Consider the following 12,323-nt stretch of genomic DNA (forward strand, 5'->3'; position numbering starts at 1 on the left):
ACCCGACGCGGCGGACCCCTCGGTGACAGTGAACCCCAGGACAGGCGGCGGGAGTGGCGATTACCGCACTTGTTCGTAGTAGCCGACGCCGACGCATCCGTCGTAGCGCCACGCGCCGCCGGTCCAGGTGAAGCGGTGGATGGTGGGGTCGCCGCCGCCCTGGTAGTAGGCCTACTCGCCCTCGGTCCCCTGATGGGTGGGCTCGGGCGGCAAGTTGTAGGCGTTGGCCGTTCCCGCTCCCGCCAGAGCGATGCCGGTGGCCGTGGCCGCGGCCAGTAGCCCTCCCGCCAGTGCCCGTCGAATCCTGTCGGTCATAGTGCCCTCCTGATGGCTGGTGCTTCCACGCCCCAGTGTCTCGGCGTCGATCGGCCCCGGGTACCCGTAGCGCTACGGGTTTTAAGGAGCGTCGCGCGGCGGCGGAGGGTTGCCGGATAAGAGAGGGATCGCCGTGGGGTGACGGGGGAAGACCGCGGGACGACGACGACAAGGTCATCCCCACCCGCGCCCCGCATCACGCGCGGAGGCGGGACATGCTGGGAGGGCCCTCTGCGGGGAGCCCCGCGATCGAGCGGACGGGCGGCCTGCACGGGCCGCCTGGTCGCGCGGTGGACTTCGCGCGGTCTCACTCCTCGCAGAGGCAGAACGGGTGCCCGACGGGGTCGAGGTACACCACGAATCGCCCGTCTTGGCTGGGCTGGTGATCGTGCCGTCGGGCGACGGCGGCGAGGACGGTCGGCTCTGCGTCCGCGATCGAGTTCACGTGGAAGTCGAGGTGCACCTGCGTGGGGACCGGACCGTCCGGCCAGGTGGGCGCGCGGAAGTCGGGGACGGTCTGGCAGGCGAGCGCGAGCGCGCCCGACTCACCTTCTGGCGGCAGGACGTCGACCCAGTCCGGATTCTCGCCGTCGTGTATCCGCCAGCCGAGCATCGACGCGTAGAACTCGGCGAGCTCGCGCGCGTTGGGACAGTCGAGGGCGACGACCACACGCCGCGCGCTGATACCAGCCATGGCATCACGCTACGACCGGTGCGAGCCCTCCTCAACCCCGGGACACGCGGCCCGAAGGGCTTACCGCACTCGACTGTGCCTGCCTGAGCACTCGCACGGGGCCCGAGCATTGATGCGATCTAACCGACGGACAGATTCATCGCCATGGCCTCCACAATGGGTTGAGCCAGGGGCACCCGGGCTTCTTCGTCAGAGTCCTCGAGACCGCCTTCCGGTCGTGATCCCATGACGAGGTCAAACCACTGTTGCCGGTCGCGGACGACGCGGAACTGCTTCTCGTCGTGCGTGCCCGCAAGGTAGGGGACGTAGACGGTGATCCCGGTGCCGCGGCGTTCGGCCAGAGATCCGATCCGCTCGATCCGGCCGGTCCGCTGCTCGATGATCCCCGGGTTCCAGTCCAGGTCGTGGTGGATCACCACGTCGCATTCGGTGTGCAGGTCGATCCCCTCCCCCATGACCGAACCGGCGACGAGGACCTCCGGGGCGGAGGGGGTGGTGAACACGCTCGCACGTCTGCGCCTGATGTCCGGGTCGGTGCTGCCGTCCGCGAGGCCCACCGCGCCCAGCTCGGAGCCGCGGCCGCTCTCGGCGTTGCGGTCCGGCTCGTCGGCGTCTTCCGTCTGCTCCGCCGGCGCTTCCAGGTCCCGCCCGAGTAGGTCGCGGAACAGTTCGGGGTGCCCGCTGGGGGAATCGACTCGCTCGATGAAGTCGGTCCAGGCGTCGGCGAGGGAGCGCCTCGACGCTCCGGGGGCGAAGACGTCGGCCAGGATGCCGTCCGCGTCGAGGTCGCGGGTGAGACCGCCCACCCGCGCGAGGTGCTGAGGAGTGCGAAAGTTCCGGATGACCGCTTCTGCCGTCCAGGACGCGAGCTCGGGGTGCGCCTCAGGACTGGTCTTGCTCCGGAAATGCTCCTCTAGCTTGTCGTGGATCTTCCGGTAGGCCAGGTTCGTTCGACTGCTGGTGTCCCGCCGGAACAGGCGGTTCGCCAGTCGCAGGTACTCCTTGTCGATCTCCTCGCCGTCGGCAGGGTCCACTCCGAACGCGCGGGCTCCGCGGGCTCTGATTTCGTCGCGGAGGGCGGCCTCGATCGACGAGTGGACCGCGCGGGTGGTCCGCCGGAACCAGCAGAACACGACTATCTTCTCGCGCTTCAACCAGTGGTCCATGACACGCCGGGTGGTGGCCTCGACCTTGGGGTGCCTGGCTGCGACGCCCACGCCGGCACCGACGCCAACGCCGGAGCCGATGCCGATCGCCGCTCGGACTCGCTCGTCGTACCAGCGCATCTCCGCGTCAAGGGCGGAGGGCTCGGACGCCGTCGCCAGGGCCGAGCCGTCCGCGCCCGGGTCGTCCGCGACCGGCTCGTCCGCGCCGGAGCCGTCCCCGGCGCTGAGCCGCAGGTAGGCCTCGAAGGACGAGGCGATGCCGTACGCAAAGTTGGGTGGGTTGGCGCTGCCGCGCGAGGCGAGCGAATGGATGCGGGCGGCCAGGAGGAACGGCAGGGCCAGCTCGTCGTCGATCGGGATCCCGGTGGCCGCATCGACGCCCGGGATGACCCGCGCGCCCTCGATCGCCGTGCGGTTGCGGGGCCTCTCGTGCCGGATGACCCAGGTGCGCACCAGCTCGTTCATGCGCTTTCTCGCGGCCACCGCCCTCTGTGCGTCGCCCCAGGCGGTGCGGACGTCGGCGGGCAGGTCGTCGGGGATCTCGTCGACGGTCCAGGTGTCGAAGTGGCGGACGTCGTCCTCGGTGAGGCGGCCCCAGGAGCGCTCCAGCTGCCTCGAGGTGCGGCGGGCCGAGATGAGTGCGGACCGCAGGTCGTGCTGGGTCTCGTCCGTGAAGGCCTCGGGCAGGTCCTTCGCCCGCGCGGCGGTGAAGCGCCCGAGTATCCGCAGCAGTTCGTCGTGACCGAGCTCGAACGGCGTCGCGGTGAGGAACAGCATCCGGTCGGCCGCCCGGTACAGGATCCCGTCGGGGGTCCCGGGCCTCGGCGGAGCGAACAGCCTGGACAGCTGGGTGCCGTTGTTCTTGGTGTGGTGGGCCTCGTCGAGGATGAGCAGCGACAGGTCACTGTCGACGCCGACCATCGCCTCCTGCCAGCGCCTCCGGCTGAGATCCTTGAGGGCGCCGCCGGTCTCGGCGAGCCGCTCGGCGTCCCTGGCCTCGTCCACCGACCGCCTCTTGGGGCTGCGGTCGAGCAACTCCAGCACCGGCGCCGGGTCGAGCCGCTGCAGTGCCCGCATCACCGCCGCGGGGACGGGGTCCCAGGGCAGGGGCCGTCCGGTCAGCTCCTGCCAGCGGCGTCTCCACTGCTCGGGCGGGGTCTGCAGCAGTTCGCTCACCGTCTCGGGCGAGAAGCCGTCGCGTCCGGTGACCGCCCACTCGCGGCGCCCGGACCACTTGGCGAACTGGCGGCGGTAGGCCCACCCCTCGTCGCCGCAGTCGTCGCCGCCGGTGGCCGCCCAGACCGCGGCGAGCTCGGCGAACTGCCCGATCGCGTTGTTGGACAGCGCCTGGTGAGTGACCACCAGGAGGTGGCGCCGCGTCTCGGGGGGTTCGGCGAGGGCGGAGAAGAACGCGCCCGGACGGGCGATCGGCTCCTGGGGGCCGCGGATCTCGCGGGCCGTGTCGGGGTCGAGGTACGTCTTGGCAAAGCGGTTCCAGTCGTTGATCCACTTGTGCCCCACGGCCTTGGGGACCGAGATCACCACCGGCCGCCCGGGGTCGGCGAGGACCGCCGAGACCGCGACGGCCAGGGCGGTGAAGGTCTTTCCCATGCCCACCTGGTCGGCCAGGATCACGCCGGGCTGGCGGCCGAATCGCCGGAGGATCTCCGCGGCGGCCCGTCGCTGCTTCTCCCAGCCCGCCGCATACTCGGCGGGGGCCTCGGCCTTCACCCGCGGACTCAGCTCCCACATAGCGCCTCCAGACATTCCCGGCTCCGTCCCACCGCGACGCGCACGTAGTCGTCGAGGTCCGCGGGCAGCTCTCCCAGCCCGTCGATCGCCAGCTCGAGGCCGTCGAACGCGGCCGCCAGCTCGTCGGCTCCGGCGCCCCGCACCGGCGCCGCGAGCAGGGCCGCCCAGTCCACCCGCCCCATGGCCAGCGCGATCTCGGCGAGCGTGAACACGGCCTCGGGGGTGTCCATGCGGCCGTCCTCGACGTCGGCGCGGACGTGCTCGGTCAGCCCGAGCGGACCGAGCGGGGTCCGCAGCCGGCTGGACAGGTGGCCCACCGGGTCGACCTGGTTGAGTCTGCGGGCGAGCCGCTGCTCGAGTTGGTCGAGTGCGGCGCCGAGTGCGCGTCCACGGCGGAACAGCAGGGCCGGGTCGTCGTAGCGAGCGAGCACGTCGTCGTCGGACTCCTCCCCCGGCGAGACGAGCCGCCCGGCGAGGATCTCGGCCACCGCCGCGCTCAGGGTGCTGCCCCGGGCCAGCGCGGCGAGCAGCTGGGCCGTGGTCAGGTCCTTCACGCTCGGGCCGGGCGGCAGTTCACCGCGGTCGTCGACGAGCACCGACCATCGCGCGGTGCCGGCGTCCGTGGTGACGGCGAGGGAGGTCGGGATGTCGTCGCCACCCACCTGACTCACCCACTGCGCAGGGCACCCCTCCGCGCGCCACCGCTCCGCACTCATGAGGAGCGTCCCGGTGGGGTCGGTCACCCGCCACGGTCCCAGTGTGGCGAGTCGTTCTGGGTCGACGGTGCACGTGAGGGTCCAGCGCCGGTCGGTGGCGCGGCGGGCGATGATCAGGTGGAAGGCGACCGGGAGCTGGAGCGCGTCGGTCTCGTCCTCGTCGTCCCCGTCCACCCAGTCGAGGTCGGTGGGGACCGGCTCGCCGACGGGGGTGAGGCCCTGGAGCCGGCGTTCCTCTCGTGAGCCGGCGCGGGCGTGGAGCCAGACGTTGAGTTCGCGGTGCTGGCGCTGCCCGTCGAGCCCCAGGCCGTAGCGGGTGTGGTTGGAGCTGCCCATGAGCACGGCGGTGCCGTCGGGTCCGATGATCGTCAGGCACTTGGCGTGCAGTTGGCGCTGTTCACGAGTCGGGTCGTCGAGCAGCCGCACCTCCAGTAGCCCCTGCCGGGCACGGGCGCGCAGCGGTTCGGAGACGGGCAGCGTGCCGCGGAGGGTGGGCAGGGTGAGCACGGTGTGGCGGTGCCGTCCGGCGCCGTTGCGGGCGATGGTAGTCGCACGGATCGCCTCGCCCGCCGCATCGGAGGCGGCGTCGTAGAACGGGGAGACCTGGCGGATCTCGGTGGCTTTGCGGCCCCCGCCCCACACGTCGGCGAACCGATCCAGCGGACGCACCTCGGGCGAGGTGGGCGCCAGGCGGACCCGCAGCGCGCCGCCCCGCTTCTCGGCGGGCACGAGGTCGATCCGGTCGCGGAACGCCGCCAGCGTGCGCCGGGCCCGGTCGACGGCGGCGACCCCCTCGGTCCTGCCGGGGAGCAGACCGAGATACGACTCGAGCTCGCGGGCCAGTTCGCGCAGGTCTGCGCGCGGGAGCAGGCAAGGCGTGTCAGCGCGGACCTCGGCGGCCAGCGCGAGTTCGGCCTGGGTGCGGTATCCGGCGCGGGTGAGGTTGGCCGAGCCGATGATCACCCGGGCGGAGTGCTCCCACAGCAGGACGGTCACCTTGGAGTGCAGGAGCGCGCCGCCCGGCACGGCCACCTGGAGCAGGTCCCACCGGAGGGTGGAGCGGTGCGCGTCGGCGCTGCGGTCGGCGATCACCGTGACGGCCGCGTCCGCGAGTTTCTCCTCCAGTTCCAGCCGGGCAACCACGTCGTCGACGGACCGCGAGGTGGGCCGCCCGCCGCCGACGTCCTCGGCTCCCGGCAGGGACTCCTCCACCGCGTTGACTGAGAGGAATCGGCTGAGGCAGTCGCGATCGACAAAGTCCTCGTCGAGGGCGAACGTGGTGGCCAGCACCGCCACCGGGCGTCCGGCGTCGGCGGGCGGCGCCCAGTGGTCGAGGAGGGGCGTGGTGGTGGCGCTCATCGGACGCGCTCCAGGAAGTCGCGGATGGTGGTGAGCCGGTACGGGTGGAGCCAGCGCCCGTCGCCCGGATCGCCGGCGTCGGCGCGGTGCTGGCCGCGGGGCATCCATCCGTCCTTGAGTTGCTCGAACCACGGGGCCTTGCGTCGGGCGGCCTGCACCCGGTGGTGGGAGACGATGAGCCGATCGAACAGGTCGACCGGTCCGCGCGCCGACTCCAGTTCGCCGGTGAGTTCGGCCAGCCGCTCGGCCAGTTCGGGTCCGTCGCGGTCGATCCGTTCGACGGTGGCCATGGCGGCGTGGCACGCCTCCGCGATCCCGTCGCTCGCCTGCCGCAGCGCGGTGCTCGACTCGAGCCCCGTGTGGGTGACGGCCGTGGAGGAGGTCAGGTGGGTGCGGAACGCGTGGTCGATCCGGCGCGCCAGGGACTCGAAGTGGTCGGCGGCCCGGAGCGTGGCCTGCAGCCCGGATTCCGCGCCGAATCGGGCCGCCGCGGCCAGCTGGTGATCAGCCCAGTCCGTCCCCGAGCCGTCCTCCACCACCGCGGAGATCAGGCCGACGAGCTCGGGCCGCTGGTCGTGGTCCCCGCCGCTGATGAGTTCGCGCAGCACCTGCCGGGTGCGCGGCCCCGCGTTGCTCGCCACGAGGGCTTTCCGGTTCAGCCCGGTGACGGCCCGGGTCTTGTCACAGTGCCCCGCCTTGAGACTGGCCCGGACGCGCCGGTCCAGGCTTCGCCGCGCCCGCCCTCCGGCGGTCTGGGGGTCGTCTCTGAGGAATCCGTCGAGTCCCTGGTCGCGTTCCCAGGCCTCCACCAGCCGTTCGGCGGCGGCGAGGGGCAAACCTTCCGGATCGACGATCCCCAGGTCCTGCGCGAGCGGGCGGTACACGCCGGTGAATCCGAACACCCGCGGGCCACGGAGGTAGGTGGCCGGCGAGAGGGGGGTGCCGGTGGTGATCGCGGCGCGCGTCTTGTCCCGGCCGGGGAATCCGTTGAGGTCCGAGGGATCGCCGGATCCGATGTGCATGAGGAGGACCCACTCGGCGGCGATGTCGGGCTTGGTGGTGCCGTCCGGTCCGGTCTCCTCGCTGAAGGGCTGGCAGACGACTGCCGAGATCGCCGACAGCGTGAGGAAGTGCGGGTGGTTCATGCGGGCGCGGAAGCCGGGCGCCATGCGGTCGGCGATCCGGTCGGCGATCGGCGCCAGTCCCAGCGGGTCGAGTCCGCTCTCACCGGCCACGCCGGGGTCCCACTTTGAAAGCGTGGGCAGCTGGTCGAGAAGGGTCACGCGGTCACCACCCGGACTTCGATCTCCTCAGGCACGTGCCCTCCTTTGCTCGACGGTCTTTCTACCGGGTGGGTACGACACGTGGCCCGGCCTGTGCCGCGAGTCGTGGTGAATACGGCGACGAGGTCGAAGCAATGACCGGCGCCTACTGCCCCGGATGGCTGGACCCGGACGGCTCCTGACTTAAGAATCAGGTGCGCCACACGCTATCGACGCGCCCACCCCTCGACGGACGATCACCTCGTCCTACCCCGCGCGACCCGCCCCTCGATGTGCGGCCGCCGTCCCGAGAGGTGTCCGCCATGAGCCGCCCGACGTCCGTCTCCCCCACCCGTCCCACGCCGCGCAGCGGCCCGATCCGCCGCGAGCCCGCGCCAGGCGACCGCGATCCCGTCCCCACCCGACCACCCACCTCCCGCCCCTGGCAGTTGTGGCTGGTCCTTGGCCTGTCGGCGGCGTTGGTGACGCTGCTCGTGCTCCGCGGCGTCGTGCAGGCCACGGCGATCAACCGCTTCCTCTCCGACTCGTGGCCGGCGGTCGACGAGGCGGCGGGCCTTGCGGCGTCGTCGGCCGGCTGGATCATCGACACCTCGTTCGTGGTCGCCACGGCGTGGGCGACGATCGCGGTGTACGCCTTCAGCGGCTCGCGCGCCGGGCGGGCGATCTTCACCGCACTTCTGGCCGGCAGCACGGTCATCGGACTGTGGAGCGCGGTGGCGCCTCAGGCGGCGGCGCTGGGCAGCGGCGAGCTCATCCTGGCCGCGGCACACCCCACGTTCATGTCGCTCACCTCCCTCGCGGTGGCGCTCGTGGCCATCGCGATCCTGGCGCTGCTCTACCGCCCGGACGTCAACGACTACTTCCGCGCCGACTCCCCCGCCACCACCGGCCAGCGGGATCGCGACTTCCTCGAGCCGGCGCTTTCCCAGACCGGAACCGAGGCACCGCTCACAATGAGCAACCCCGCCCAGCACCGCGCCACCGGCCCCACCGAGCGGACCGACACGACCGCCACCCAGAGCACCGCACTTCCCAGCACCACTCCGTCCCGCGAAGAACCGATCGCACCCGCGATCTAACGGGTGAGCATCAGGAAGGGGCGACGACGACGAACTCCACCTCCCCCGGCCGACCCGCGACCTCAGACGGCCGCGGGTCCGGCGGGGTCAACCCCTGCGGACGCCGGCCGGCGGCTCGTCGGCGTGTGGCGGTCCGACCTGCGCGCCAAGGTCGTGGCCCTCACGCTGATCCCGGAGTTGGTCTACGCCACGTTCCTCAACGTCGTGTTCCTCAAGGGCGTGGTCGACATCCTCCTCGCCCGCCAGGCCAGTTGGGGCCACGTGGTGCGGGACGCCGACGGCGCGACCCGGATGGCCGAGGCGTGAGCGCGCCCGTCAGCGGTGGGGCGCCGCACGAGATGATCCTCGCGGGGCTCCTCCTGCCCGAGTCGGTGCTGTCCTCGGACTGGTTCGCCGTCCTCGCGGCGTTCGTCGCGATCAACACGGTCATGTACGTGACGCTGGCGGTGACCAAGACGCTGCCGAAGATCCACGTCCGCGATCTGCTGCCCCGCACCTACGTCCGGTCGGAGACCCGCAGCATCCACCCGGACGACGCCGAGCCCTGGCCCCGCGAGGCGCGACGCCCGTCCGGGCGGGAGTGACCCCCGGGTGTCCACGTCGTCGCGGAAGAGGATCGTGCGCCTCGAGGTCGGCGCCCTGTGCGCTGTCCTCGTCCTTCTGGTCGTCGTCGCCGGTCTGGCCCGGATGGGCGGCGAGGCCGCGCAGGCGTCCCCGTCCCCTACTCCCCCGTCCGGTCAGGCCGTGGCGATGAAGGCGGCGACCGACCTGACGCCGTGGACCTTCACGATCGACGAGGCGTATGCGTACGGCGTGCGGGCGTGCGAGGACATCCGGGATCCGAACTATGACGGGTTCGGCGGCTTCTACATGGGGGTCCGCAAGACGTGGGTCGCGATGCGGCTGGACGCGCACGGCCTGTCGAGTGAGGAGCAGGTGGAGCACCACAGGCGCCTCTATGCCGAGGCGGTGCGCTCTCTGTGTCCGGAGCTCCTGCCGCACCTCCCGCCCCTGTACCGCTGAGCCCTACGCGCGTCCCGTTCATTACATCGCTTCTCGCCGGGGTATCCGAGCGGCGGCGGTCTGATGGGTGAGCATCGGGAAGGGGCGACGACGACGAGCTCCACCTCCCCCGGCCGACCTGCAACCCCACACGGCCGCGGGTCTGGCGGATGCTCCTATGGATGTCAAGCGGCTTTGGCGAGGTCGGCGGTGGTCGGTGCTTTGGTGGCGGGGTCGCGAGCCTGTAGGTCGTTGATCAGGGCATGGTAGATCTCGCGCGCGATGTGGCGTTTGAGGCAGCGCATGATGTCTTTCTTGGACAGGCCTTGCGCGGTTCGTCGGTCAACGTAGGAGCGGGTGCGTTCGTCCCATCGCATGCGGCTCAGTGCGATGGTATGCAGGGCGTGGTTCGCGGCCCGGTCGCCACCGCGGTTGAGTCGGTGTCGGTCTCGTCGTCCTGAAGAGGCAGGGATCGGGGCCACGCCGCACAGGTGCGCGAACGCCGCTTCGGAGCGCAGCCTGTCTGGGTTGTCGCCCGCGGTGGCCAGAAGCTGCCCGGCGACGTCAGGTCCCACGCCCATGCGGTTCATCAGGGTCGGAGCCGTCTGCGCGGTCAGGGCTTTCAGCTCGACGTCGAGGTCGGCGATCTCCTCACTCAGTGCCAGGATCCGGCGGCTCAGAATGCGTAGTGCCGCCTTGGTCGCGCCGAGGGGACTAGCGAGGTCGCTGGGACGGAACCGGGCGCAGACTGCGGCCAGCTCGCGGGCGGGCAGGCCACGCAACTGGGCTCGCAATTCCTCCGGAGCGGTGATCACCAGCTGCCTGGCCTGGTTGATCGCTTGGGTACGGGCCTTGACCGCGGAGCGCCGAGGCACACGCAAGGCCCGGACGGCCTCCACGATCCCGTCGCGGGTCTTCGGCACGCCAGTGGCACGCCCGGAGGCGACCGCGGTAGCAGCGGCATAGGCGTCTATCGGGTCGGACTTGCCCTTCATCCGCCGGGTCTTGCGGTCGGGTCGGTCGACTTCGACCACCGATAGTCCGGCCCGGGCCAGCACCCGAGACAGCTCGGCGCCGTAGGCACCGGTGCCCTCGACCCCAACGGCCTGCACGGTGCCGTGGCCGCCGAGCCATGAAAGTAGCTGCCGGTACCCGGAACCCGTGGCCGGGAACTCTCGGTCGGCCAGATGCCGCCCGAGGGAGTCGATCACCGCCGCGTGATGGGTCTGGCCATGCGTATCCACTCCGGCGATGACATGCACGTGCTGATCGGACATCATGGTCACTGCTGCCTTTCTCGTTGATCCCGGTGGGGCAGCACGCGCCGGCCAGGCGGGCGGACAAGACAGTGGCGGGGCTTCTGAACCAAGCTCCTATGAGGTCACAAACGCCCGTCCGGTCGCGTGCGTAGCGATCCCCCGAGCGGGCCGACAAATCCGCTTCTAGTCAGCCACCGCGACGGTCAGCCCGTGAGTCAGACCCGCCCGAAGAACCACTACACACATCATCACTGTCAGCCCTCGAGGGAGCTGAGCCAGTCGCTGAGCGCGCTGGCCAGCTCGCCCGGCGCCTCCACGGGCAGCATGTGTCCGGTCTCAGGGATCTCGACGTACGTCACATGCGGCGCCGAATTCGCCTCGGCCCATTCCCGCTGCTCGTCGGTGGGCACCACCTGGTCGTCCGAGGCGCCGACGATCAGCACCGGGCACGACGCCTTGGCGGGGAAGTCCCAGCGGTCGGGCCGCGACCCGATCGCCACCGAGTGGGCGGCGAATCGCTCGGGCCCGTACACCCGCGCGGCCCGCAGCCGTTCGGCGCGGACCTGAGGGTCGTGGCCGCGGTCGCCGTAGTAGACGGCTTCCATGCCGTCGAGGGCGATCTCCTCGTACTCCGCCTGGCTCAGGCCCGCCGCCCGCTCGGCCCGCGCTGTCGCGGACTCCGGGTCCTCGGCCCCCACCGGCGCGGTGACCAGCACGAGCCCGGCCAGCAGCGCCGGATAACGCTCCGCCAGGTGCATGGCCACCACCCCACCGAGCGAATGCCCGACCACCACGCTGCCGGCCGCGACCTGCTCCGCCACCTGGTCGACGAGCGCGTCGAGGTCTGCCACGGCCGGCAAGTCGAGCGCCGTGGCACTTGACCCGTCAGGCAGGGCGTCAATGACCGGGGACCACGTCTGCGCATCGCCGTGCAGGCCGGGGAGAAACACTAAGGTCGTCATGAACTCGACCGTACGCGCGCCAAAGGCGGCCAAACCTGGACCGGCGAACTCGCCACGCGCTCAGCGAGGTGCCCGGGCTTGTCCGCGTCGCGCTGGCGGTGCTGGCCCCGTACCTCCGCCGGATCCGCTAGCAGACGCTCCAGCGCCCGGGTTAGCGCCGCCACGTCACCCGGGGACACCAAAAGCCCCGACTCGCCTTGGCGCACACCCTCGGCTTGGTCGCCCACTCCGTGCTCACTATTGGGCGCGCGTGACTGAAGGCCAGGTGGACGATCCCGCTCTGCCGGGGCCCGCAAATCGACTGGGAGCCCGCGGGCACGCGGACCTCGACGGGACCGGGCGGAGGCGGCGCGATTGGGCCGACGCCGGCACCCCGCGGCACCTGGTGTCGTGCCTGCCGACCACGTGGCGCCACTGTCCGTTCGACGGCGTGGACGGTCCCATCCCGGGCGGCGCGCGACCGCACACCGAGTCAGACGGCGCGATGGTCGTAATGGACGAGGAGGCGCCAGCTCTCGTACGACTTCTGGCAGGCCCGGCGTGAGGGGACCGGCAGGGTGGCCTCGTTCGGCGCGATCGCCCCGCTGGCCAGCAGCAGCTGGCGCGGCTCGCGACCGGGGACGGTCCGCGTGTGCCGCGCGACGCGGCGGGGTCGGCGACATGAGGGGGGATCATGTTTCGCCAACGAGGCCCACTATAGGAACGGCCGCGCCAGTTCACAAGCGTCAGTTATACG

Annotated in this window: 12 protein-coding genes; 4 read left to right on the forward strand and 8 right to left on the reverse strand. The window is 71.6% G+C overall.

Features of this window, described 5'->3' with window-relative positions; all coding sequences use genetic code 11:
* Window positions 1–171: 171 nt before the first annotated feature.
* The 5 genes from C3V38_RS17510 to C3V38_RS02635 all read right to left on the reverse strand — a co-directional run bounded on the left by C3V38_RS17510 (window position 172) and on the right by C3V38_RS02635 (window position 7,285).
* Window positions 172–315 carry a hypothetical protein gene (locus C3V38_RS17510; RefSeq protein WP_156482577.1) on the reverse strand — a complete coding sequence of 48 codons (144 nt, stop codon included), beginning with the start codon at window positions 313–315 and terminating at the stop codon, window positions 172–174.
* Between the two features lie 307 nt (window positions 316–622).
* A complete protein-coding gene (locus C3V38_RS02620) occupies window positions 623–1,009 on the reverse strand; it encodes a VOC family protein (protein WP_061229171.1) in 387 nt (128 codons plus the stop codon).
* A 119-nt stretch (window positions 1,010–1,128) separates the two neighbouring features.
* Complete coding sequence (locus C3V38_RS02625) at window positions 1,129–3,927, reverse strand: helicase-related protein (RefSeq protein ID WP_061229172.1); 2,799 nt, start codon at window positions 3,925–3,927, stop codon at window positions 1,129–1,131.
* Window positions 3,915–6,002 carry a hypothetical protein gene (locus C3V38_RS02630; protein ID WP_061229173.1) on the reverse strand — a complete coding sequence of 696 codons (2,088 nt, stop codon included), beginning with the start codon at window positions 6,000–6,002 and terminating at the stop codon, window positions 3,915–3,917. Before C3V38_RS02630 ends, C3V38_RS02625 begins: the two co-directional genes overlap by 13 nt.
* Window positions 5,999–7,285 carry a hypothetical protein gene (locus C3V38_RS02635; RefSeq protein ID WP_106385000.1) on the reverse strand — a complete coding sequence of 429 codons (1,287 nt, stop codon included), beginning with the start codon at window positions 7,283–7,285 and terminating at the stop codon, window positions 5,999–6,001. Before C3V38_RS02635 ends, C3V38_RS02630 begins: the two co-directional genes overlap by 4 nt.
* Before the next feature lie 302 nt (window positions 7,286–7,587).
* On the opposite strand from C3V38_RS02635, the gene C3V38_RS02640 reads away from it, so the two are divergent.
* The 4 genes from C3V38_RS02640 to C3V38_RS17515 all read left to right on the forward strand — a co-directional run bounded on the left by C3V38_RS02640 (window position 7,588) and on the right by C3V38_RS17515 (window position 9,387).
* Entirely contained in the window at window positions 7,588–8,364 is a 777-nt protein-coding gene (locus C3V38_RS02640) for a hypothetical protein (RefSeq protein ID WP_061229175.1), read from the forward strand.
* Window positions 8,365–8,487: 123 nt separating this feature from the next.
* A complete protein-coding gene (locus C3V38_RS02645; RefSeq protein WP_061229176.1) occupies window positions 8,488–8,670 on the forward strand; it encodes a hypothetical protein in 183 nt (60 codons plus the stop codon).
* Complete coding sequence (locus C3V38_RS02650; RefSeq protein ID WP_243699735.1) at window positions 8,667–8,948, forward strand: hypothetical protein; 282 nt, start codon at window positions 8,667–8,669, stop codon at window positions 8,946–8,948. The genes C3V38_RS02645 and C3V38_RS02650 overlap by 4 nt, the downstream gene beginning before the upstream one ends.
* Window positions 8,949–8,955: 7 nt before the next feature.
* Window positions 8,956–9,387, forward strand: coding sequence for a hypothetical protein (locus tag C3V38_RS17515; protein WP_061229177.1), 432 nt, complete (start codon window positions 8,956–8,958; stop codon window positions 9,385–9,387).
* A 164-nt stretch (window positions 9,388–9,551) separates the two neighbouring features.
* On the opposite strand, the gene C3V38_RS02660 is transcribed toward C3V38_RS17515, so the two are convergent.
* The 3 genes from C3V38_RS02660 to C3V38_RS17325 form a co-directional block, all read right to left on the reverse strand.
* A complete protein-coding gene (locus C3V38_RS02660; protein ID WP_198150851.1) occupies window positions 9,552–10,643 on the reverse strand; it encodes an IS110 family transposase in 1,092 nt (363 codons plus the stop codon).
* A 236-nt stretch (window positions 10,644–10,879) separates the two neighbouring features.
* Window positions 10,880–11,587: an alpha/beta fold hydrolase gene (locus C3V38_RS02665; RefSeq protein ID WP_061229178.1), complete on the reverse strand. Its 708-nt coding sequence runs from the start codon at window positions 11,585–11,587 to the stop codon at window positions 10,880–10,882.
* A 472-nt stretch (window positions 11,588–12,059) separates the two neighbouring features.
* The gene (locus tag C3V38_RS17325; RefSeq protein WP_129591157.1) at window positions 12,060–12,272 is read right to left on the reverse strand and encodes a hypothetical protein; all 213 of its coding nucleotides are present in this window, start codon (window positions 12,270–12,272) and stop codon (window positions 12,060–12,062) included.
* Window positions 12,273–12,323: the final 51 nt, after the last annotated feature.

This window comes from Dietzia sp. oral taxon 368 (assembly GCF_002999155.1).
Lineage (GTDB): Bacteria > Actinomycetota > Actinomycetes > Mycobacteriales > Mycobacteriaceae > Dietzia > Dietzia cinnamea.